Annotated in this window: 20 protein-coding genes; 14 read left to right on the top strand and 6 right to left on the bottom strand. The window is 70.5% G+C overall.

Going from position 1 to position 22,768, the window contains the following annotated elements:
- The 8 genes from BLS56_RS29035 to BLS56_RS29000 form a co-directional block, all read left to right on the top strand.
- On the top strand, window positions 1-495 hold a 495-nt coding region (locus BLS56_RS29035; protein WP_407640563.1), incomplete at its 5' end, for a diaminopimelate decarboxylase family protein.
- Window positions 496-561: 66 nt separating this feature from the next.
- Entirely contained in the window at window positions 562-903 is a 342-nt protein-coding gene (locus BLS56_RS29030) for an antibiotic biosynthesis monooxygenase family protein (protein ID WP_091457433.1), read from the top strand.
- A gap of 87 nt (window positions 904-990) precedes the next feature.
- A complete protein-coding gene (locus BLS56_RS29025) occupies window positions 991-1,317 on the top strand; it encodes a putative quinol monooxygenase (protein WP_091457412.1) in 327 nt (108 codons plus the stop codon).
- Between the two features lie 98 nt (window positions 1,318-1,415).
- Complete coding sequence (locus tag BLS56_RS29020; RefSeq protein ID WP_091457409.1) at window positions 1,416-2,603, top strand: acyl-CoA dehydrogenase family protein; 1,188 nt, start codon at window positions 1,416-1,418, stop codon at window positions 2,601-2,603.
- Window positions 2,604-2,608: 5 nt separating this feature from the next.
- Window positions 2,609-3,664, top strand: a complete 1,056-nt coding sequence (locus BLS56_RS29015) for a s-methyl-5-thioribose-1-phosphate isomerase (RefSeq protein ID WP_407640562.1) — start codon at window positions 2,609-2,611, stop codon at window positions 3,662-3,664.
- Window positions 3,661-4,383, top strand: coding sequence for an acireductone synthase (gene mtnC / locus BLS56_RS29010; RefSeq protein ID WP_091457404.1), 723 nt, complete (start codon window positions 3,661-3,663; stop codon window positions 4,381-4,383). Before BLS56_RS29015 ends, mtnC begins: the two co-directional genes overlap by 4 nt.
- Entirely contained in the window at window positions 4,376-4,972 is a 597-nt protein-coding gene (gene mtnB, locus BLS56_RS29005; protein ID WP_091457402.1) for a methylthioribulose 1-phosphate dehydratase, read from the top strand. Before mtnC ends, mtnB begins: the two co-directional genes overlap by 8 nt.
- Before the next feature lie 10 nt (window positions 4,973-4,982).
- A complete protein-coding gene (locus BLS56_RS29000) occupies window positions 4,983-5,561 on the top strand; it encodes a 1,2-dihydroxy-3-keto-5-methylthiopentene dioxygenase (RefSeq protein ID WP_091457400.1) in 579 nt (192 codons plus the stop codon).
- Window positions 5,562-5,587: 26 nt separating this feature from the next.
- Here BLS56_RS29000 and BLS56_RS28995 read toward each other — a convergent pair whose 3' ends face one another.
- The 3 genes from BLS56_RS28995 to BLS56_RS28985 form a co-directional block, all read right to left on the bottom strand.
- Entirely contained in the window at window positions 5,588-6,412 is an 825-nt protein-coding gene (locus tag BLS56_RS28995; RefSeq protein ID WP_228772026.1) for an aminoglycoside phosphotransferase, read from the bottom strand.
- A 133-nt stretch (window positions 6,413-6,545) separates the two neighbouring features.
- A complete protein-coding gene (locus BLS56_RS28990; RefSeq protein WP_228772025.1) occupies window positions 6,546-7,145 on the bottom strand; it encodes a hypothetical protein in 600 nt (199 codons plus the stop codon).
- Window positions 7,142-7,528 (bottom strand): hypothetical protein, encoded by a 387-nt coding sequence (locus BLS56_RS28985; protein ID WP_091457395.1) that lies wholly within the window; start codon window positions 7,526-7,528, stop codon window positions 7,142-7,144. Before BLS56_RS28985 ends, BLS56_RS28990 begins: the two co-directional genes overlap by 4 nt.
- Window positions 7,529-7,720: 192 nt before the next feature.
- Between BLS56_RS28985 and BLS56_RS28980 the strand changes: the two genes are divergently transcribed.
- Window positions 7,721-9,142 (top strand): helix-turn-helix domain-containing protein, encoded by a 1,422-nt coding sequence (locus tag BLS56_RS28980; RefSeq protein WP_091457392.1) that lies wholly within the window; start codon window positions 7,721-7,723, stop codon window positions 9,140-9,142.
- Between the two features lie 286 nt (window positions 9,143-9,428).
- On the opposite strand, the gene BLS56_RS28975 is transcribed toward BLS56_RS28980, so the two are convergent.
- Window positions 9,429-10,022, bottom strand: a complete 594-nt coding sequence (locus tag BLS56_RS28975) for a lytic polysaccharide monooxygenase auxiliary activity family 9 protein (RefSeq protein ID WP_091457389.1) — start codon at window positions 10,020-10,022, stop codon at window positions 9,429-9,431.
- 357 nt (window positions 10,023-10,379) lie between these two features.
- Here BLS56_RS28975 and BLS56_RS28970 point away from each other — a divergent pair, with 357 nt between their 5' ends.
- The 3 genes from BLS56_RS28970 to surE all read left to right on the top strand — a co-directional run bounded on the left by BLS56_RS28970 (window position 10,380) and on the right by surE (window position 16,854).
- Complete coding sequence (locus BLS56_RS28970; protein WP_091457386.1) at window positions 10,380-12,431, top strand: DNA gyrase/topoisomerase IV subunit B; 2,052 nt, start codon at window positions 10,380-10,382, stop codon at window positions 12,429-12,431.
- A 39-nt stretch (window positions 12,432-12,470) separates the two neighbouring features.
- On the top strand, window positions 12,471-15,962 hold the full coding sequence (locus BLS56_RS28965; RefSeq protein WP_091457385.1) for a DNA topoisomerase (ATP-hydrolyzing): 3,492 nt from the start codon (window positions 12,471-12,473) through the stop codon (window positions 15,960-15,962).
- 73 nt (window positions 15,963-16,035) lie between these two features.
- Window positions 16,036-16,854, top strand: coding sequence for a 5'/3'-nucleotidase SurE (gene surE / locus BLS56_RS28960; RefSeq protein ID WP_228772024.1), 819 nt, complete (start codon window positions 16,036-16,038; stop codon window positions 16,852-16,854).
- A 57-nt stretch (window positions 16,855-16,911) separates the two neighbouring features.
- On the opposite strand, the gene BLS56_RS28955 is transcribed toward surE, so the two are convergent.
- Window positions 16,912-17,286 (bottom strand): STAS domain-containing protein, encoded by a 375-nt coding sequence (locus BLS56_RS28955; protein ID WP_091457380.1) that lies wholly within the window; start codon window positions 17,284-17,286, stop codon window positions 16,912-16,914.
- 205 nt (window positions 17,287-17,491) lie between these two features.
- The gene (locus BLS56_RS28950; RefSeq protein ID WP_091457377.1) at window positions 17,492-18,889 is read right to left on the bottom strand and encodes a PucR family transcriptional regulator; all 1,398 of its coding nucleotides are present in this window, start codon (window positions 18,887-18,889) and stop codon (window positions 17,492-17,494) included.
- Between the two features lie 573 nt (window positions 18,890-19,462).
- On the opposite strand from BLS56_RS28950, the gene BLS56_RS28945 reads away from it, so the two are divergent.
- Together BLS56_RS28945 and BLS56_RS28940 are read left to right on the top strand one after the other, a co-directional pair.
- On the top strand, window positions 19,463-21,229 hold the full coding sequence (locus BLS56_RS28945; protein ID WP_139191057.1) for a DUF6801 domain-containing protein: 1,767 nt from the start codon (window positions 19,463-19,465) through the stop codon (window positions 21,227-21,229).
- 206 nt (window positions 21,230-21,435) lie between these two features.
- Entirely contained in the window at window positions 21,436-22,734 is a 1,299-nt protein-coding gene (locus tag BLS56_RS28940) for a lipase family protein (RefSeq protein WP_228772023.1), read from the top strand.
- Window positions 22,735-22,768: the final 34 nt, after the last annotated feature.

The following is a 22,768-nucleotide window of genomic DNA, read 5'->3' as shown; positions in this document are numbered from 1 at the left end:
TACGCCAATCGCGTCTCGGTCGCCGTCGGCTACGAGACCGGCCGCGCCGGGCTGCCCCGGCCCCGGCTCACCATCGAGCCCGGTCGCTGGCTCGTCGGCCCCGCTGGCGTGACCCTGTACCGGGTCGTCGCGGTGAAGAACCAGTTCATCGCCGTGGACGGCGGTATGAGCGACAACCCCCGCCCCGCCCTCTACGGCGCGCGCTACTCGATCCGCCTCACCGGCCGCCGCTCCGCCGCCCCGCTGACCCCGCGCACGGTCGTCGGCCGCCACTGCGAGGCGGGCGACATCGTCGCCGAGAACGTGCCCCTGCCCAGCGACATCCACCCCGGCGACCTCCTCGCCGTCCCCGCCACGGGCGCCTACCACCAGACCATGGCGTCGAACTACAACGCCGTCGGCAGGCCGCCCCTGGTCGCCGTCCACGGCGGCCTGACGGACCTCCTGGTCCGCCGAGAGACCGAAGAGGACCTCCTGCGCCGCGACCTCGGCTGACCCAGCCGACCCCCGCCCCGAAAACAGGAGCGCGGCCGCCCCCCGCCCTCGGGTTGAATGCCGCGCATGGACCTAGCCGCCACCCCGGAGCCGCCTTACCACGCCGTGATCTTCACCTCGCTGCTCGGCCCCGACGACGACGGCTACGCCAGCGCCGCCGCCGAGATGCTGGCCCGCGTCCAAGCGGCCCCCGGCTTCCTCGGCGTCGACGGCGCCCGCGGCCCCGACCGCGTCGGCATCACCGTCGCCTACTTCCGCGACGAAGCCGCCATCCGCGGCTGGCGCGACGACCCGCACCACGCCGCGACCCGGGCCAGGGGCCGAGCCCAGTGGTACGACGCGTTCGAGGTCCGAGTCGCCAGGGTCGACCGCGCCTACGGCTTCCGCCGCACCCAGGAGGCCGGGTAGCCGCGTCGCGGTGTTTCCGTGCGCGGGCGGTGGGCCGGTAACCGTAGGCTCACTCAGCCTGAGACGAGCCGACAAGATCGGAAGACGATGTTCGCGCTGGTCGTGCGCTTCGACCTACGAGACGAGACCGCCGCGCGGGGTTTCGACGCGCTGGTCGCCGAAACCCTGCCGGAGATCGAGGCCAAGGAGCCCGGCACGCTGGTCTACGCCGTCCACGACGTGGTGGGCGCGTCCTTGTCCCGGGTGTTCTACGAGCGGTACGTGGACAAGGCGGCCTTCGACTTCCACGAGCGGCAGGACCACACCAAACGGTTCTTGAGCGAGCGTGAGCAGTACCTGTCCGGGTTCCGGGTCGAGTTTCTCGGCGCGGCGGCAGGCATGGTTCCGGGAACCGGGGCGCTTTCCGGCCTGTGACCGGTGTCCCATCTTCCGGTCCGCGCTTCCCACATAGTGAGGTCGGCCCCAGTGGTGCGGGATACTCCTGGGGCAGGCACGGCGAGCGAGGGAGTGGGATGGGCCGACAGCGCTGGGTGGCGGTCGCACGGGAGGTGGCGGACCGGCTGGCCGGGGACGCGGTCGATCGGGAGCAGAAGGGCGCCGAGCCGGTTCAGGAGGTCGCTCTGCTGCGGGAGAGCGGTCTGCTGCCGTTGCTCATCCCCGCCGAGCGGGGTGGGCACGGGGAGGACTGGAAGACCGCGCACGCCGTCCTCGCCGAGATCGCCGCGGCTGACGGGTCGGTCGGGCATCTGCTCGGCTACCACTACCTGCACGTGTGGCGGACCCGGTTGTTCGACCGGCCCGAGGTGACCGAGCGGCTGGAGCGGGCGACCGCTGAGCACGGGTGGTTCTGGGCCGGGGTGGCCAACCCCCGCGACGACGCGCTGATCATGACTGATGCGAACGGGGTGGACGGCCGCCGCCACCTGGTGCGGGGGCGCAAGTTCTTCGCCACCGGCGCCAGCGTCGCCGACCGGCTGGTGGTGAGCGCGCACGAGGAGGCGACCGGGCGCAAGGTCACCTTCGTGCTGGACGCCGCCGCTCCGGGAATCCGCTACCTGGGCGACTGGGACAACCTGGGGCAGCGGCTGTCGGCCAGCGGGGGAGTGGACTTCGCCGACGTCGAGGTGGCGCCAGCGGACATCCTGGGGGCGCAGCCCGAGCCGGGCGACCCGCGCGCGCAGCGGGACTCGTTGGCGGCGCTGGGCTTCCAGCTTGTGCTGAGCCGGGTGCTGGCCGCCGTAGGGCGGGGCGCGCTCGCGACCGCCGCCCGGTACACCCGTGAGGTCTCGCGGGCCTGGCCCGCGTCCGGGGTCGAGCGCGCGGTGGACGACCCGCACGTCCTCGCCGCCTACGGGGTGCTGCGGTCCCGGCTCGACGCCGCCGACCTGCTGGTGGACCTCGCCGCCGAGGCGTTCGACGCGGCCGAGGCCCAGGGGCCTGCGCTGACCGCCGAGCAGAGGGGCGAGACCGGCGTGCGGATCTCGACCGCGAAAGTCGTCACATCGGAACTCGCGACCGAGATCGGCAGCCGCGTGTTCGAGCTGACCGGCGCCCGCGCCACCGCGGCCAAGTACGGCCTCGACCGGTTCTGGCGCAACGCCCGCACGCTGACCCTGCACGACCCCGCCGTCTACAAGGCCACCGAGGTCGGCAGGCACCTGCTCACCGGCGACCTGCCGCCGCTCACCGGATACAGCTGATGGCCGTGCGGCAGACGGTAGAGCCCACGCTCGCCCGCAGCGTCCGGCTCGACGACGGCGGCGTGCTCATCCTCGACCGCCGCAGGTTCCCGTTCGAGCGGGTCTGGGTGCGGTGCGCCACCGCCGAGGACGTCGCGGTCGCCATCGAGGACATGGTCACCCAGTCCTCCGGCCCGTACTTCGCGGCGCTGTTCGCCATGGTCCTGGCCGCCCGCGACGCCGCGAACCTGCCCCCGGCCGACGCGCGGGCCGCCCTCGACCGCGCGGGCGCGCGGCTCATCGCGAGCCGGTCCACCAACAACCACCTGCGCAAGGCCGTCGCGGTCGTGCTCGCCGAGGTCGACGCGGCGGGACCGGTGGCGGGCGCGGACCTGGTGGCCGCGGCGGCCAGGGGAGCGGCGGTCGGCGACGAGCGCTACCGGTCCGCCAGCCGCGCGCTCGGCGAGCACAGCGCCAAGCTGCTGCCCGACGGCGCCCGCGTGCTCACCCACTGCTGGGCCGACGCTTACCTGATCGAGACCGTCGCCGCCGTGTCCCGGCTCGGCAAGCGCGTCTCGTTCTTCTGCACCGAGACCCGCCCCTACCTGCAGGGCGCGCGGCTCACCGCGGAGACGCTGGCCGAGATGGGCGTCGACACCACCCTGATCACCGACGGCATGGGCGCCGCCGTGCTCGGCGCGGGCGAGGTCGATGTCCTGCTGACCGCGGCCGACCGGGTCACCATGGACGGCCACGTGGTCAACAAGGTCGGCACCCTCGGGCTCGCGATCGCCGCGCACGCGTTCGGCGTGCCGTTCCACGCCCAGGTCCAGGCGCCCGACCCGGCCGCGCCCACCGCCGCCGACGTGCCCATCGAGCACCGCGCGGGCGACGAGGTGCTGCACACCCTCGGCGTGCGGACAGCCAGCGACAAGGTCCGCGGCCACTACCCGGCCTTCGACGTGACGCCGCCGCGTTTCGTGACCACAATCGTCACCGACCGGGGCCCGTTCGCCCCGGACGCGCTGGCCGACTACCAGTGTTTCCAGGACCGCCAGGACTATCGGAGAGAGGGACCGTGACCGACACGCTCCACGCCCAGTGGGTCGTCCTCGACATCGAGGGCACTCTGATGCCGACCGCGGGGGTCCACGTCGTGCTCTACGACTACGCCCGCCCGCGCCTCGGCCCGTGGATCGACGCCCACCCCGACGACCTGGCCGTGCGGTCGGCCGTCGCCCGCACGAAAGCCGAGGCGGGCCTGCCCGAGGACGCGACCACCGCCGAGGTCGTCGCGGTCCTGCACGGCTGGATGTCCGCCGACCGCAAGGCCGCCCCGCTCAAGGACCTGCAAGGCCTGATCTGGCAGGACGGCTACGCGCGCGGCGACCTGGTCTCGGAGTACTTCCCCGACGTCGTGCCCGCCCTGCGCGCCTGGCACAGCGCGGGCCTGCGGCTCGCGGTGTTCTCGTCCGGCTCGGTGGCCGGGCAGATCGCGTCGTTCTCCACCACCACCGAGGGCGACCTGACCGGCCTCTTCCGGCACCACTTCGACACCGTCAACGCGGGCCCCAAGCGCGAGGCGGCCTCGTACGCGGCCATCGCCGAGGGCCTGGGCGGTCCGACGCCCGGCCGGATCGTGTTCCTCTCCGACGTCCCCGCCGAACTCGACGCGGCCGCGGCGGCGGGCTGGCAGACGATCGGCCTCGCCCGCGACGGCGAGCCGTTCGCCGCCGCCGACTTCGGCGCCCACCGGGTCGCGAAGTCCTTCGACGAGTTCCGGATCGTGACCGATGATTGAGGTCTTCCAGGCAGGTCACGCGCTCGCCGCCGAGGCCGCCCGCTACACCGCGATGGGCTGGATGCGCGGCACGTCCGGCAACCTCTCGGTCACCCTCGACCACGACCCGCTGCGCCTGGTCGTCACCGCCAGCGGGCTGGACAAGGGGGAGCTGTCGGCCGCCGACGTCGTCGTGGTCGACGCGGCGGGCGAGGCGCTGCCCGACCAGCTCCAGCGGCCCTCGGCCGAGGCCGGGCTGCACGCCAGGATCGCCGCCGTCGCGGGCGCGGGGGCCGTCGTGCACCTGCACATGCTCGCCCCGGTCATCGCCGCAGAGCGCTGGCCAGGCGGCATCGAGCTGCGCGACCTGGAGATGCTCAAGGGCTTCGGCCGCGCCGCCCACGACGACCTGGTCACCATCCCGGTCATCCCCAACTCCCAGGACATGCGCGTCCTCGGCGACGCGTTCGAGGCGGGCTTCGACCCGGCGACGCCCGCGCTGGTCGTCGCCCGCCACGGGGTGTACGTGTGGGGGGAGGACCTGATGGCCGCCCGGCACCGCGCCGAGTGCCTGGAGTGGCTGCTGCGGTTCAAAACCGAGACCGAGTGAGGTGCGCCCGATGACCCTGCTGACCGTCTGGGCCGACGACGACCCGGCCACCGAGCTGACCAGGACCGAGGACGAGCACGAGATCCGGGCCGCGCTCGCGGGCATCGGCGTCCGGTTCGACCGCTGGCCGCTGGTCGCGGACCTGCCCGCCGAGACCACCTCCGAGCAGGTGCTCGACGCCTACCGGGCGCGGGTGGACGAGATCTCGGCCCGCGAGGGCTACGGTTTCGTCGACGCCGTGGCCATGACCCCCGCGGACACCCCCCAGTGGCGCGACCAGGCCGCCGCGGCCCGCGCCAAGTTCCTCGCCGAACACACCCACGACGACGACGAGGACCGCTTCTTCGCCCGCGGCTCCGGCATCTTCTACCTGCACGCCAACGGCAAAGTCCACGCCGTCCTCTGCGAAGCGGGCGACCTCCTCAGCGTCCCAGCCAAGACGACCCACTGGTTCGACATGGGCACCCGCCCCGACTACGTCTCCATCCGCTTCTTCCACGACGACGACGGCTGGGTAGCCGACTTCCTCCCCGACTCCATCGCCGACCGCTTCCCCACCTACGACGAGATCACCGCCGCACGCGGCTGACCATCCGGCTCTCCTGGCCCGGCACGCTAAAGCCGGTCCAGGAGGGTCCGGGCGCGTCGGTGGAGATGGTCCGCGTAGTCGCTGAAGTCGCCCAGTTCCACGCGCTTGAGATAGCGAGCGATCACGAAGAGTTGGGCGCGGAGACCGTCGGGGCTATCCAGCGTGTCGGCAAACGTGTCGTGCACCTTCTTGGCCGTATCCGGAGCGCGCAACGCCAGCACGTACAGCGTGGCAGCGTCGTAGCCGACCATTTTCCGTCCCCACGATTCCCAGTCCAGCAGGACCAGGCCGGGCCGCGTCAGGTTGGACCAGTTCAGGTCGCCGTGTGCGGTCACCCAGGCGGTCACCGTCGGATCGATGCCGCTGCCGAAGAATGCCAACAGACGTGTGCTTACCTGCCGCTGGTCGCGTTTCCCTCGGTCGGTGCGCTGGTGGGCCAGTGTGTCGAGCGCGTTCCGCAGATCGGACCACCACTGATCGGGAAGGTCGATGTCGTCACGGAGTTCGGCCGTCGCCGAGCACGGCTGGTCGATGACCAGGGTCATGATTTCCGCCCGGTTGCGGTAGTTCTCCGCACCCCATTCGTGCCTGTCGAGCACCACCGGTTTCGGCACGCCCGTGATGCTGGTCGAGTCCGCGTTGCCGGTCCAGTATTCGCCTTGCGCCCACTGCGGATCGGCCCACGAGACACGCAACCAGCGCTCACCGCCCCGACTGGACACCCGGCTGCCGATCGTCCGGTCACGCCATCCGTAAACCAGTTCACCGTGCGGTTTCACCGAGAAGTGATCAGCCGCCACGGCTAGCTGTTCACGCATCCATTCACGTTGCCCATCGTCGTCCGCTGCCACTCGTCGTCCTATTCCTCGTAGTAATCGGCAAAGCTCGGCGGGCTCGACTCTTACCGGGCTCGGGTGGATGAGCTTCGCCGACAGCTTCCCCACCTATGAGGAGCCCACCGTCGCACGCGGCTGACCTGGGTCTCTAGCGGGTCAGGATCGTGTAGTCCCCGATCTCGCGGACCAGTTTGTCCGCGAGAGTCCACCTGATCGCGGGGTCGGTGAAGGAGACGACGTGGTGGTCGATGGGGACAGGGGCCGGGTGACCGGTGCGGTAGCGCAGTCCGTCGACTCCGAAGAGGCGGAACGATTCGGCTCGCAGCAGGATGTGTCCCTTTCGCAGGGCCGGGCAGAGCTTGGCGGACAACCGCGCGCAGGGCAGGCAAATGGGCGGTTCGCTGACAAGTAGGTGTTCGGTCAGCGGTTGGCCGGTGTCGCGGAGAACCCAGAGGACACCGTGGCAAGTGTTGTCGGCCGGGTTGCCGCAGGTTTGGCAGAGCAGTTTGCGCATGGCGCGGCGCTGCCGCAGTGGGTGGATTCTGGCGAACTGGGGTTTGCCGTGTCCCGGCCTGCTGGTCGCCCGGTCCCAGAGGACTCCGCGCTGGTCGCGGTCGGCGAGGATTTCGTCGGGGTAGGCGATTCCGGAGCCGTCGGGGCGTTCCACGACCCGGGGGTGTTCGTCCCAGTGTTCTTCGCTCCAGGTGGCGATGTAGGGGACGACGGAGTCTGCCTTGGCGCTGCTCATGCGGCGCCGCCCAGGGCTGTTTCCCACGTCTGGGGTGCGCCCAACGCGGTGACCGGGAGGACCACGTTCGGCGCGTCTGGCTCGCCGGGCGCGGGGATTTGCACCAGTCGCCGGGCCACATCGGCGACGGCGTTGCCGTGGGTTCCCCAGACAATGCCGCCGTCGCCGTCGGGGACCACGCGCATTCCGAGCACTTGCCGTTGATCGAAGACGAAGACCACGTCGGTGTGCCGCGCGCCGCTTCGGCTGGCCGCGACCCCGGAGACAGTGTCGTTCTCGCTGAGCAGGTGGAACGCCCACCCTCCCCGCTGGACGCCAGGCAGTTCGCCCAGCGCGGGCAGGCGGGAGAGGGCATCGGCTTGGGTGATGACGGTGTGCGGCACTGGATGGGCTCCCGTGGCTCGGTGACAGGACATGGCACCGAACCGCTCGGCGGGCGGTTTCCGGGATGCCATGCCTGAACTCGATCCTGTGTAGCCGATTGTGGGCTTTCGGATACAAAGGGTTGTCACACGCGCACAGTCTGTGGCTATGCTGGTCGAACATGTGTCTGGGACAGCGAAAGCGTGCATACGATGCCCCGTGAGCCGGAAACGATAGTCAACTTGCGCCGTCGCCTCGGCGGGCAACTCGCCGCCCTGCGGAAGGCGGCGAGCCTGACCCAGGAGCAGTTGGCGCGGGTCACGCACTACGACCGCACCTCCGTGGCGCACATCGAGAAGGGCCGCTACCGGGCGGACGAGCAGTTCTGGTCGGCGGTCGACCGCAAGGTCGGCGCGAACGGGGCACTGTTGGAGTCGTTCCGGGCATTGGACGCGGTCTGCCAGGCGCACCGCCTGGAAGCGCGGGAAGCCGAACTGGCCGAAGCCCGAAGCAAGGCGCTCCGCCTGCGGATACCCCCGCCGGAAAACCGCACGCCCAGCACGGAAGCCGAAGAACTCCTGCGCGGATTGGTGGACACCATGAAACGACGCGGCCTGTTGCAGCTTTTCGGGTTGACAGCCACCAGTGCGGTCGCTCCAGGCATGTTCGACGCTTTCGACTCGGATGAGCAGGAACGTGTGTTGGGTGCGATCGCCGTGCCTGAACGGGTGGACGAACAAGTCATCGCCCACATTGAGACTATCGTCGAACACGCCCGTGTGACCGATCACCAGTTCGGCCCACAGGCGGCGTTGCACACCCTGCTCGCCCAGGTGAAGATCTTGAGCGGCATGGTGCCGAACTGCCCCGATTCGTTGCGGCCCAGGTTGCTGTCCGCACTCGCCAACGCGCAACAGAAATGCGGCTGGCTGGTCTTCAACAAGAACGATTTCGTTGGTGCCCGTCGTTGCTATGAGCAGGCGCGGGAAACGGCTCATCAGGCTCAAGACGTGACGCGGGCGGCTTACATTCTTGCGAGCATGACGCAACTGGCCCTGTGGATGGATTTGCCTGCGGTCGGCGTGGACTACGCGGTCGCGGCTCAGACGTGGGTGGCCCGCACAGACAACGTCGGTGTGCGAGCCTTCGCATCAGACACCGCCGCCTGCGCCTTCGCGGCCATGGGCGACACTCACGCGGCCATGCGGAAGTTGGAAGAAACCCGAACCTACCTGCCCCGATGCGGCGAGGAGCCCCCAGCCCCATATCTCTATGCGTACAGCGATGAGTTGCACACCGGGCGACGAGGGGAATCTCTACTTGCCCTGGGTCGCGTAAATGAGGCCATCCAAGTGATGAGCGGTTCGCTTGACTCTTACACATCAAGCGCTGCTCTCGCCAAGCCACGTGATGTCGCCGTGGGAAGGATCAGGCTCAGCGAAGCCCACGTGGTGGCGGGCAACATCGAGGAAGCCGCGTGGATGCTCGGGAGCGTGCCGGAAGCGTTGGCCCAAAACCGTTCAGCCAGGATCGACCACCAGATTCATGAAGTCCGACGGACCCTCACGCCGTGGGAGGACTTGGCGGCTGTGAAGCAGCTTGACGAGCGGTTGGTCGCGAGCGGACTGCGGTAGCTGGGAAGCTGAACTCCTGCGGGGATTGGTGGACACCATGAAACGACGCGGCCTGTTGCAGCTTTTCGGGTTGACAGCCACCAGTGCGGTCGCTCCCGGCCTGTTCGATGTTCTTGATCCGGATGAGCAGGAAAGGGTGTCGGGTGGTTCTAGGGGAGCCCGGTAGGGAACGCCCGCACCAGTCCTGGCTCGCCACATCAGGTGAGTTCGGTGCCCGCCTGCCCCGGAGGCCGCCCTCGGGGGACCGCCTCCGGGGAGGTGAGCGCCCGGCAGGGTCGGGCGGTGATCAGAGTCGGTGCCAGCGGCTCGGAGCGGTGCCGGGCTCCCAGCCCGCTTGCCTGCGGCTATTAGGGTCGGTCGCCCGCAGGCTGGTGCCCACGTCGAGGTCGACGCAGTTGTAGAAGGCCATTGGGGTGTCGGCGATGTTCCACACGGCCAGGACCTTCTGCCGTCCGGTGTGGGCGCCGAGGTCCACGGTGTGGCGGACGGTGGCGGCGGGGCGGCCGCCGTGGTCGTCGAACACCGCGATGCGGGTCTCGCCGATGAAGTATTCCCAGGTCGTCGTGGCGTGCCGGGCGGTGAGGGTCCAGGTGAACTCGACCCGGCGGCCGACCGGGGTGGCGGGCCAGGCCTTCGTCTCGTCGCTGAGCTGTGCGAACTGGGGCAGGCCGCCGGGGCAGTTCTTCTGCCCCTTGGGGCCCTCGACGCTCTGCGGCTCCCAGACGATCGGGCCGCAGTCGCCGACCCGGCCCTGCGCGCAGTCGGCCTGCCTGCTCGGCGGGGCGTTGACGTAGCCGTGGGCCGCCGCGGGGCTCGCGGGCAGGGCGACCAGCAGCAGGGACGCGAGGCCGACGGCGGCGAGGGCGCGCTGGTGTCTCATGTGCTCTCCACTTCGCGGACGTTTCCGCCGGGTACGGCGGGGGGAACCGTTGAGCAGTGGGACGCCTGCCGCCCGTCGGGCGCGGGGTGCGCCCGCGGGATGGGGAGGCGCGGATTTGGTCTAGACCAAAAGGCCGGCCTGGGCAGCCGGTCAAGGTGGCGGCGCGCAATCCGGCCGCCGGGAATTTCCCAGTTCGACGCCCGCGGTTCAGCGCGGGGAGGACAGTGGTGGCTGGGGCGTGCGCCAGCCCACCGGCGAGCGGCGGCGCGGTGCCGCCACATGGTCGGGAGCGCCGGATACCCTCCGGTACCTTGGGACACCTGTTCGAGCGACACCACGATCTTGGAGTGCGACCCAGTGACAGCCGAGACCCTGTACGGGGCCGACGACCTGACCCATCTGGAGGGTCTGGAGGCCGTCCGGAAGCGACCCGGCATGTACATCGGCTCGACCGACAGCCGGGGCATCAACCACCTGTTCGCCGAGGTCGTGGACAACTCCACCGACGAGGGCGTCGCGGGCCACGCCACCCGGGTCGTGGTGACCCTGCACGCGGACGGCAGCGTGCAGGTCGACGACGACGGCCGCGGCATCCCGACCGGGGTGCACGCCAAGTCCGGGCTCTCCGGCGTCGAACTCGTGCTCACCCGGCTGCACGCGGGCGGCAAGTTCGGCGGCTCCGGGTACAAGACCTCCGGCGGCCTGCACGGCGTCGGCGCGTCCGCGGTCAACGCCCTGTCCCACCGCTTCGACGTCACCGTCAAGCGGGAGGGCAAGGTCCACCAGATGTCCTTCGCCCACGGCGTCCCCGGGGTGTTCGACGGCCCCGGCCCGAAGGCGAAGTTCACCCGGCAGTCCGGTTTGCAGATCGTCGGCAAGATGAAGCGCGGCGAGTCCACCGGCACCTCGATCCGCTACTGGTACGACGCGCGCTACTTCGAGAACGGCGCCGCCCTCGACGTCGAGGCCGTGCGGACCAAGGTGCGCAACACCGCGTTCCTGGTCCCCGGCGTGACCTACGTGCTGCGCACCGCGGCCGAGGACTCGATCTCCGAGGAGACCTTCCACTACCCCAACGGCCTCACCGACATGGTCGACTTCCTCGCCCCGTCGAGCGAGCGGGCCGTCTCGGGCACCCTGCTGATCATCGGCGAGGGCGCCTACCAGGAGAACGCCGCCGACGAGAACGGCGTCATGCGGTCCAAAGTGGAGCGCCGGGCCGAGATCGAGGTCGCCTTCCGCTGGGGCACCGGCTACGAGCGCACGGTCGAGTGCTTCACCAACACCATCCGCAACGCCCACGGCGGCACCCACCGCAAGGGTTTCGAGCGCGCCACCGTGAAGGCGTTGCAGGAGGCCATTTCCCGCACCCGCGGCCTGCTCAAGCCCAAGGAGGACCCGCCGACCCTGGACGACGTGCTCGAAGGCATGACCGCGGTGGTGCACGTGCGCATCCCCGAGCCCCAGTTCACCTCGCAGACCAAGGACGAGCTGTCGACCGCGGGCATCACCAAGGTCATCCAGGGCGTTGTCGAGCGCCACGTCAAACTGTGGACCGAGGACCGAAAGACCAAGTCCGAAGCCAAAGTCGTCCTCCAGAAGATCGTCGACGCCAGCCGCGTCCGCCTCACCCAGAAACAGCAGAAGGACGCCGCCCGCCGCAAGACGGCCCTGGAAGGCGCGGCGATGCCAGCCAAACTGGTCGACTGCCGCACCACCGGCCTGTCCCGCAGCGAACTGTTCCTCGTGGAAGGCGACAGCGCCCTCGGCTCGGCCAGAATGGCGCGGGTGTCGGAGTATCAGGCGCTGCTTCCCTTGCGGGGCAAGATACTCAACGTGCAGAAGGCCAGTCTCGCCGACACATTGCGCAACGCTGAGATCGCCTCCATCGTGCAGGTGCTCGGGGCCGGGACCGGGCGGACGTTCGACCTCGCGGCGATGCGGTACGGGCGGGTGATCCTGATGGCCGACGCCGATGTCGACGGGTCGCACATCCGGACGCTGCTGATCACGCTGTTCGCCAAGTACATGCGGCCGGTCATCGAGGACGGCAGGCTGTACGCGGCGATGCCGCCGCTGCACAAGGTGACCACCAAGGGACGCAACCCGGAGACCATCTTCACCTTCACCCAGCGGGAGATGGAGACCACGGTCGCCCGGCTGACCAAGGCGGGCAAGCAGATCGTCACGCCGGTGCCCCGGTTCAAGGGCCTCGGCGAGATGGACGCGGACGAGTTGTGGGAGACCACGATGAACCCGGCCACCCGCTCGGTCCGCCGGATCACCCTCGACGACGCCGAAGCCGCAGAGAACGCGCTGGAACTGCTGATGGGCGAGAAGGTCGAACCGCGGCGCGCGTGGCTGGTGGAGTCCTCCGGCCGCGTCGACCAAGCCGCGATCGACGTCTGACCGTCCGCACCCGAGCCGCACGAGAGAGAGCGCTGAGCAATGGCACGCCGCAAGGGTCCCTCGACCACCAAGGTCGATCCCGCCGCCTTCGACCAGGCGGGCGCGCAGGTCTTCGACAACCCGGTGAAGACCGAGATCGAGGACTCGTACCTGGAGTACGCGTACTCCGTCATCCACTCCCGCGCCCTGCCCGACGCCCGCGACGGCCTCAAGCCGGTGCACCGCCGCATCCTGTTCTCGATGAACGAGCAGGGCTACCGCCCCACCCACGCCTACGTGAAGTCCTCCCGCGTCGTCGGCGACTGCTTCGTCCGTGGCGCACTGGTGTCGACCCCGGACGGCCTGCGCCCCATCGAGACCGTCGAGCTAGGCGACCTCGTGCTCGACGGCGCGGGCAGGCCGGTGCCGGTTGTCGCTGTCTACGAGAACCCCGCCTCGGATCTGGTCCGGGTGACCTGGACCAACGGGCACACGATGCTGGTGACCCCAGGCCAACGGTTCCGCACTGTCGACGACGACCTGACCGTGCGCTGGACCGAGGCGCGCGACCTCATCGGCCGCCGGACGGTCGGATACGGCGCCGGGCGCCACCCACAGTGGGAGCCGAATGGCGAGCCCTATCACTATGTGCTCGGCCTGGTCCTCGCGAAAGGTTCCGTCGGTGATGCGGACGGGCGTGTGCGCATTCACCTGCGCGATGCCGAACCGCTTGACGTGGCCCACGGCTGGGCGATCGAAACGGGTGTGACGGTTTCTCGTGGAAAGCGAGAAGCGAGCGAACCGGACGGCCGTGATGAGCACATTCTCACGTTCGCCCGACACGACGGTCTGCTCGCGGCGGGTGAGCCGGATAGCGAATATCGGCGCGTGCCGGACAGTGTGCTCAGTGACCGCGCCGCGTGGCTGCCATTTCTCGCGGGTCTGTTCGACGGCCGCGGCCGGGTCCGCCGGGCGGATCGGGAAATCGTCTTTGTGAGCGCGGGCGAGACAGTGGCGCGACAGGTGTATTCGATGTTGGCCGACCGCGGCATCCACGCGCGTCGATGGACTCGCGCGGGCCAGGCCGCCGCGCACGCCGTCTCGGTGTCGGGCCGGGATGCCGCCGTGCTCGGGCGGGCTCTGCTGCCCTGGACCAGGATCGGGCACAAGCAAGACGCCCTCGGCGCGATCGTCGCCGAGCATGGCGCGGCACCCGGCGGTGTGTCGGTCGAGTCCGTCGAGGTGGTGGAATCGGACGCCACGTATGACATTCAAGTAGGCTCCCACGAGCACGCTTTTGTGGTCGAGGGCTTCGTTGTGCACAACTGCATGGGTAAATACCATCCGCACGGTGACACCGCCATCTACGACGCCATGGTGCGGTTGGCGCAGGACTTCTCCCTCAACGCTCCGCTGATCGACGGGCACGGAAACTTCGGTTCCCCAGACGATGGACCGGCGGCGAGCAGGTACACCGAAGCGCGGATGTCGGCCGAGGCGATGCTGCTCGTCGGGGAACTGGGGGAGGACACGGTCGATTTCCGGCCGAACTACGACGGTTCGCTGATGGAGCCGACCGTTCTTCCCGCCGCTTTCCCGAATCTGTTGGTCAATGGGACCTCGGGGATCGCGGTCGGGATGGCGACGAACATGATCCCGCACAACCTCGGCGAGGTCGTCGCCGCCGCGCGGTGGCTGTTGATGCATCCGGACGCGACGCTGGACAAGCTGATGGAGTTCGTGCCGGGGCCGGACCTGCCGACCGGGGGGATGCTGCTCGGCCTGGACGAGGTGCGCAAGGCCTATGAGACCGGGCGCGGTGTGGTGCGGATGCGGGCCAAGGTGGAGATCGGGCCGCTGGAGGGCAGCCGCGGCAGGCAGGCGATCACGGTGACCGAGCTGCCCTACCAGGTGGGCTCGGAGAAGATCATCGAGAAGATCACCGACGAGGTCACCAAGTCCAAGCGGCTTACCGGCATCGCCGATGTCAAGGACCTCACCGACCGGGAGAACGGGACCCGGCTGGTAATCGAGTGCAAGGTGGGGGTCAACCCGCAGGCCCTGCTCGCCGACCTCTACCGGCTCACGCCGATGGAGCAGTCCTTCGGCATCAACAACCTGGTGCTGGTCGACGGCCAGCCGCGCACGCTGGGGCTCAAGGCGCTGCTGGAGGTCTTCCTGCGGCACCGCGCCGAGGTCGTCACCCGCCGCACCCGTTACCGCAGGCGCAAGCGCGAGGAACGGCTGCACCTGGTCGAGGGTCTGCTGCGCGCGCTGCTCGACATCGACAAGGTGATCAAGCTGATCCGCGGCAGCGAGGACGCCGCGGCGGCGAAGGCGGGCCTGATGAGCCGCTTCAAGCTCTCCGAGATCCAGGCGACCTACATCCTCGACACCCCGCTGCGCAGGCTCACCCGCTACGACAAGCTCGAACTGGAAGCCGAGCAGGACAAGCTGCGCGCCGAGATCGAGGAGCTGTCCAAGATCCTCGACGACGAGAAGGTGCTGCGCCGGGTCGTCTCCACCGAACTGGGCAAGGTCGCCAAGGACCTCACCGCCGAGCGCCGCACCGCGCTGATCGACGGCGACCTCAAGGAGGTGTTGGCCGCGTCGAAGCCCGCCGGGCCGCTGGAGGTCGCCGACGACCCGTGCCAGGTGGTGCTGTCGGCCACCGGCCTCGTCGCGCGGACCGCCGCCGAGTCCGAGGAGGCGACCGAGGGCCGCAGGCGCCGGGGCCGGGCCCGGCACGACACGGTGGCCGCGGTGGTCCACTCGACCGCGCGCGGGCAGGTGCTGCTGGTGACCAACCGGGGCCGGGCGGTCAAGACCGACGTGCTGCCGCTGCCGGTGCTGCCCGAGCAGAGCGGCACGGTGTCGCTCAGCGGCGGCATGGCCGCCAGCGAACTCGTGCCGCTGGACAAGGGCGAGAAGGTCGTCGGCATCGCCCCGCTGGGCGAGCAGGCGGCAGGCTCGCCGGGTCTGGCGCTGGGAACCCGCCACGGCGTGGTGAAGGTGTGCGCGCCGGAGTGGCCGGTGCGCTCGGAGGAGTTCGAGGTCATCTCCCTCAAGGATGGCGACGAGGTCGTCGGCGCCACCTGGCTCACCGACGGCACCGAGACGCTGGTGTTCGTCTCGTCGGAGGCGTCGCTGCTGCGCTTCGCCGCCGGTCTGGTGCGGCCGCAGGGGCTCAAGGGCGGCGGCATGGCGGGCATGACCCTGCCCGGGGCGGCGAAGGTCGCGTTCTTCGGCGCGGTCCGCACCGACGACCCGGAGCACGGCGAGCCGATGGTCGTCACCTCGACCGGCCAGAGTGTCAAGGTCACCCCGTTCGCGGAGTACCCGGCGAAGGGCCGGGCGACCGGCGGCGTGCGCGCGCACCGGTTCCTCAAGGGCGAGGCGGGCCTGGTGCTCGCCTGGGTCGGGCCGCGGCCCGCTGGCGCGAGCCGCACCGGGTCGGCGATCGAGTTGCCCGAGCCGGACCCGCGCCGGGACGGCTCCGGCGCGCCGCATCCGGGCCCGGACGTGGTGGGGCACCTGATCGAGCGGGACTGACGTTGGCCGCGATTTCGCGGGGATGACCGGCGGCGGCCACCCGCCGACCGTCGCCCGGCGTGATCCTGCCTGAGTGAGGGATGACGGGGAGGCGATCGGGATGGCCGAGTCGACGCTGGTGACCAACGACGACGGGATCGAGTCCCCGGGGCTGGCCGCGCTGGCTCGCGCCGCGGTCGCCGCGGGCGCCCGGGTGACGGTGGCCGCGCCGCTGTCCGAGGCCAGCGGCACCAGCGCGAGCCTGGTGGCCACCGAGGATCACCAGCGGATCGTCACCGAGGAGCGGGCGCTGCCGGGTCTGGTGGGCGTGCCCGCGTTCGGCGTCGGCGCGCACCCGGGACTGATCGCGCACGTCGGGTGCCAGGGGGCGTTCGGCGGGACACCGGATGTGGTGCTGTCCGGCATCAACCGGGGTGCCAACATCGGCCGCGCCGTCCTGCACTCCGGCACCGTGGGCGCCGCGCTCACCGCGAGTGTCGTGGGGGTGCGCGGCTTGGCGGTGTCGCTGGACGTCGGGTTCGACGGAAACGGGCAGGCGCACTGGGAGACCGCGGCCTCGGTCGTGGCCGCCGCGCTGGACCTGCTGCTCGCGAGTCCGCCCGCGACGGTGCTGAGCGTTAACGTGCCCAACGTCCCCGTCGACCGGCTGCGTGAGCCGCGGTGGGCCCGGCTGGCGGAGTTCGGCTCGGTGCGCAGCGCCGTCGAACGGCTCTCCGACGGCACGATCGAGGTGACGACGGTGGCCACCGACACCGAGCCCGCCCCGGACACCGACGCCGCCCTGCTCGCCGCGGGCCACGTGACGGTGACCGCCCTGCGCTCGGTCTCCGAGGACCAGGTGGTGCAGAACGACACGGACGCCGTCGACACCGCTCGGAGCCCATGGGCGTGACGACCCGGCACTGAGCCCCCTGGTCACGCCGCGATCGGCCGCGGTCGGGACGGCTCCTCAGCGGGGTGCGCGGGGCGCGGGGATCTCGATCAGGCTGGCCAGCGCGTCGGCGACGGTGGGATGCGGGCTGACCACCGACAACAGGTCGGTCACCTCAAGAGCGCGCAGCACCGCCGGTTGGCACCCGGCCACCAGCACCCGGCCGCCGACCGCGGCGGCCCGCTGCTGGGTTTGGGCGAGCAGCACGAGCCCGCAGGAGCCGACGAAGCCGACCTCGGTCAGGTCGACCACCAGCAGGCCGCGCGGGCGGGCCCACAGCGCCGCGGCGACCGTCGAGCAGGTCGCCATGTCGATGTCCCCGCGCAGCCGGAGCACCGGGACGTGGTCGAGTTGGTCGTGCCGGACGGAAAGTTCGCCCAGGTCGTAGGTCATGTGGCGCTCCCTCGGTCGGGGCGGCCACGAAGAAAATGTGTCCTAGCCGGGTGGCCACACCCGAATGGCATCTCCAACGCAGCGTCACCGCAAAGATCGGGACACCTCCGACGCTACGCTTCTCAGCCCAGGACACAACCCCCGTCGGCGCTCTTACCCGATCGGAGAACGACCGTCCGCCCTGGTCACACAGGGTGACCCAGGGTCAGCGGGCGTGCGCGACGGGCTCGTCCTCGTCGTCCGGGTCGCCCGCGGAGTCGCGGGGGACCGGCAGGTCGGGGTCGAGCAGGGTGCGGGCGCGCAGGGCGATCTCCATGCACAGCCGCTCTTGCGGGTCGTTGAGGCGGTCGCCGAGCAGTTCGTCGATCTGGTGCATGCGGTAGCGCACGGTCTGCGGGTGCACGTCGAGCCGGGCGGCGATCTCGTTGATGCCGCCTCGGGTCTCCAGCCAGGCCAGCAGGGTGGCGGTGAGCCGGTCGCGCTGCTTGGTGGTCAGGGCGCGGAACGGCTCAAGGGTGCGCACGGTGAGCTGGGTCAGCAGGAACTCGTCGGAGAGCAGCACCAGCGCCGACAGGTGGTCGGCGCAGCGGATGACCTCTTGGTCGGGCAGCACGCCGCGCTGGGCGAGGACCATCGCCCGCCGCGCGCAGGCGAGCGAGCGGTGCGCCTGGGCCAGCGGCACGGTGGGGCCGATCGCCGCGCGGCGCCCGCGCAGTTCGCCCGCGAGGCCGGGCATGTGCTGGTCGGGGTCGGCGACCACCAGGCACGGGTCGGCGCTTTCCAGGTCGACCAGCACTTGGCCCGCCAGCGCGAACGCGGGCAGCCGGTGTTGGCCGTCGCGGTGGCTCACGCCGCGGTGGTTCAGGTCGTCGCGGTATTCCAGGGCGACGACGGCGACCCGCTCGGGCAGCACCCAGTCGGTGGTGCTCGCGAGGTCGGCGATGGCCTGCGGCGCCGCGGGCGGGTCGGCCAGGATCAGCTTGAGCAGCTGCCTGCGCCTGCGCTCCAGCGCCCCGGTGGCGTGGCCCTGGGCGTCGGTGTAGCCGGCGATGGCGATGGTGCACAGTTCGTCGACGTAGGCGAAGACCTTGTCGGCGATGGCGAACAGGGTGTCGGCGGGCACGCCCATGGCGCGGCCGACGACGCTCATCCGCCGCCACACCACCCGGGAGCCGACGCGGACCGCGGTCTGCAGGGCGTCCATGGTGCGGCCTTCGATGAACTCCACGCGCCCGGCGTAGCGGAACGCGGCCTCCCAGTGCGCCTCGGTGGCCCGGGGGTCGCGCATGTTCTCGAAGCACTTGACGATGGCCATTTCGACCGAGCCGACCAGGATCTCGCGCAGCTTGCCTTCCAGCGGCCCGGCGTAGGCGGGCACCGCCGCCTGGATCTCGCCCACGACGTCGCGGACGAGTTCCGCGGCCATCGGGCGCATCTGCGCGGACAGCTCAGCGGGAATCGAGGCCCACAGTTCCCGCGCCGCGCTGGCGCCGCGGGCCTGCCCTGGCCGCGTCGGCTCGCCGTCGCGGCTGGCCAGGCGCAGCGGCGCGACCTGCCCACCCGGCCGGACCGGCCCCGGCGACCGCCTCGGTTCACTCGACATGCGCCACCTCTTCGTGACAAAAGTGCCTTCAGGTCACCCCAGGACGGCGACCGGTTTGCTCCGCAGACGATAAATATGCCCGTTCATAGTGTCAAACTTCGTCGTGCTGACGCGAGAATCCACCCCCGGGGGTGGCTGTTTCAGTGTCACTTGTCACAAACCGACGGTTTCTCGGTCGGGCGTTGTTTGATCATGACAACTGTTCGGGTGTGAAGCGCGAGTGAAACCCCCTGGCCGAGCGGGGCGTCCTGGCACTGTGCGCACCCGATTGACCGCACTGCGTAGTAATTGTCACCAGTCGCGCAGGGCGGTGCGATTAATTCGCCTCATTTGCCAAGTGGATCTTTATTTGGGCGTCGGCGGTGGGACTTGCATTACATCTTACCGCTCGGTAAGTTGCATTGTCGTGGCTGGTTGGTTTCGGCCCGTGTCGTCTCCTGCGGAGGTTATCCAGAACTTACCTCGACATGGGACGGCGAACGGGCTTCGGACCTGCTGTTCGCCGGACGGCCGCGTCGGGGTTATGGGAATTGTCGTCGCCGGGTTGGTCCCCATGGGAACGGAAGAGAATTGATGAGGATTCGCGTGAACTCCAAACGCCTGCTGGCGGCGGCTTCCGCCGTCGGCGTGACGGGATTAGTGGTGGGTGGCCTGCTGGTCGCCGCGGGCTCCAGCTCGGCCGCCCCGGTGCAGGTGGACAAGACACTCGCCTTCACCTGCCCGTTTCCGCTGATCGGCGACCAGGTTTTGCAGGTGCGCATCCGGGCGACGATCAACGCCCCGGAGACCGAGGGCGGCGAGATCACCACCAAGGACTTCTCCGCCACCGCCACGGTTCCCGACACCGCGACCCAGGGCTTGACGCTGATCGGCGCCAAGACCATCGAGGGCTCCGCGGTCGCGAACATCACGCTGAACAACGCGGGCATCGCGCTGCCCGTCGCCATCCCGGGCCTGACCATTCCGAAGACGAACGTGCCCGCCTCCGGCGCCTTCGACACGGTCGCCTCCGGCACGGTCCCCACCGCGTTCCCGAAGGCGGGCCCCACCTCGATCGTCGTGGGCGACTTCAGCACGACGCTGACCCCGCGGCTGGCCGACGGCAACGAGACCGGCCTCAAGACGTTCACCTCGGACTGCAAGATGAACCCGGGCCAGGACGCCAAGCTGCTGGAGTTCACCGTCGCCCCCGGCGGCGGCACGACCTCGCCCCAGCCGACGTCGACCACCTCCAGCGCGACCACGACCAGCGCGACGTCGAGCACGACCGCGGAGCCGACCAGCACCACCTCGGACCCGACGTCGACCACCTCGGACCCGACGAGCACCACCTCGGAGCCGACCAGCACGACCTCGGAGCCGACCAGCACCACCACCTCGACCACCGAGCCCCCCGCGGGCGGTGACGTGGTGAAGGTCGACAAGAAGGTCACCTACAGCTGCCCGTTCCCGCTGATCGGAACCCAGCAGCTCGCCGTGCGCATCCAGGCCGACCTCACCCCGCCCGCCCAGGCGGGTGGCGTCCTCAAGACGACGAACTTCTCGGCGACGGCCACCGTGCCCGGCACCGCGACCCAGGGGCTGACCCTGATCGGCGCCAAGACCATCGAGGGCACCGCGGACGCCGCGGTCCGCGCCGTCAACGGCGGCGACACCCTCGACATCCCGATCCCCGGCCTGATCATCCCGAAGACCGACGTCCCGGCGTCCGGCCCGTTCGACACCATCGCCGGTGGCACCGTGGCCGACCAGGTCGTGCCCAAGGCAGGCGAGACCACGGTCTCGGTCGGCGACTTCACCACCACGCTGACCCCGAAGAAGGCCGACGGCAGCGAGACCGACCTGCACACGTTCGAGTCCAAGTGCACGCTCGACCCGGGCCAGGACACCAAGCTCGCGACCTTCACCGTCGGCGGTGGCGGCGGCCCCACCAGCAGCACCACCCCGCCGTCCTCCACCACCCCGCCGTCCTCGACCTCGAGCACCACCCCGCCGTCTTCGACCAAGCCGCCGACGTCCTCGTCGACTTCGGCGACGTCCTCGACCTCGGCCACCTCGTCCACCTCGGTGACCTCGTCCACGGAGCCCACCAGCACCGAGCCGACCACGAGCGAGCCGACTTCGACGACCACTGAGCCGCCGCTGGTGACCGTGACCACGACGACGGGCTACTACCCGCCGCCCGCCGACTACGGCAGCCCGCCCCCCGCTGGCGGCAGCGGCGGCGGCCTCGCCTCGACCGGAGCCTCGATCGCGCTGCCCCTGGGCATCGGCGCGGCCCTGCTCGCCCTCGGCGGCGGAGCGCTGTTCTGGCAGCGTCGCCGCGCGGCCCGCGGCTGATCGCTGCTAGCTAGCTGAATCCGGATGCCCGGCGGAGACCTCTCCGCCGGGCATCCGGCGTTTCGGGGCGGATTTCATCAGCTTCGTTGCGGTGCGCCCCTTTATTTTGTGTGCTTCTTCTAGATCAACTTCTCCGGTCAGGAGGTACCATTCCCCCGGTGTTTCCCTTTTCTCGCAGTCAGTCCGGACGTGGTGTTTCCCCCGGGGTGACCGCTTCGCCGAACCGCCCCAACCCGAGGCGAGCCGTGGCGGTGGTGTCGTTGCTCGCGATCACGGCAGCCGTTTCGGTCTGGCAGGCGCCGTCCGGGCAGGCCATGCCCGCCAAGACGCAGAACGCTCCCGCCAAGGCGCAGAACGCTCCCGCCAAGGCGCAGAACGCGCCGTTTGACGCCGACGCGCGAAACGCCCCAGAAGACGCCTTTTACCTTCCGCCGAACCCGTTGCCAGAAGGCCGTCCCGGCGATGTGATCCGCTCTCGGCCGTCGAAGGCGACCGTGGTGCGCGGCAGTGGCGGCGCGTGGCAGGTGATGTACCTGTCGACAGACGCGCTCGGAAATCCGATGGCGGTGACCGGCACCGTCCTGCTGCCCCAGGGCGTCGACTTGGCCTCGGCTCCCATCGTGGGCTTCGCGCCGGGCACGCACGGCCCGGCGTACCGGTGCGCCCCGTCGCACATGCTCGACATCGGCGCGTTTTACGAGCAGCCGGCCGTCAACGATCTGCTCGCCGCGGGCTACGCGGTGGCCGTCACCGACTACGAGGGCTACCGCCCCACCCCGTCGACCACCTACGCGGTGGGCCGGTCCGAGGGCGCCGCGGTCATCGACGCGGTCCGCGCGGCCCAGCGGCTGCCCGGCGGCGGGCTCAGCCCCGCGGCCAAGGTCGTGTTCCGCGGCTACTCGCAGGGCGGCGGCGCGGCGCTGTGGGCCGGGCGGTCGCAGCCCGCCTACGCCCCGGAGCTCAGGCTTGTCGGCGTCGTGGGTGGCGGCGTGCCTGCCGGCCTCACCGCGCTCGCGCCCGGCATGGACGGCGCGAAGGCCTCCGGCCTGCTGTTCTCCTCGCTGATCGGCCTGGACAGGGCCTACCCGGACCTGCGGCTGCGGGACTACCTCACCGACGCGGGCGCGGCCGCCTTCGCCGACATCGAGCGCGACGCCTGCACGCTGGAGCTGCTCACCACCTGGTCGGGCAAGAAGCTGGCCGACTACACGACCGCCGACCCGCTGCGCTCCCCGTCCTGGCAGGCCAGGGCCGAGGAGAACAGGCTGGGCGGCGCGCCGCTTCCGGTGCCGGTCTACCAGTACCACGCGGAGCAGGACGACCTGGCGCCGGTCGCGCGGGCGCGGGCGCTGCGCGCGGACCTGTGCGCGCGGGGGGTGGCCGTGCGATACCGGGAGTACCGGTCTGATCACTTCACGTTGGTCTACACCGGCAACCGGGACGCGCTCGCCTGGATGACCGAGCGCTTCGCTGAGCGGCCTGCCACCTCGAACTGCACCGGCTGACTTTTTTTCACGTTCTCGGGCATATTATTCACGT

It is taken from the genome of Actinokineospora iranica (genome assembly GCF_900101685.1).
Classification (GTDB): domain Bacteria; phylum Actinomycetota; class Actinomycetes; order Mycobacteriales; family Pseudonocardiaceae; genus Actinokineospora; species Actinokineospora iranica.
The sequence above is the reverse complement of the archived record's forward strand: the minus strand, read 5'-3'. Positions and strand labels throughout refer to the sequence as shown.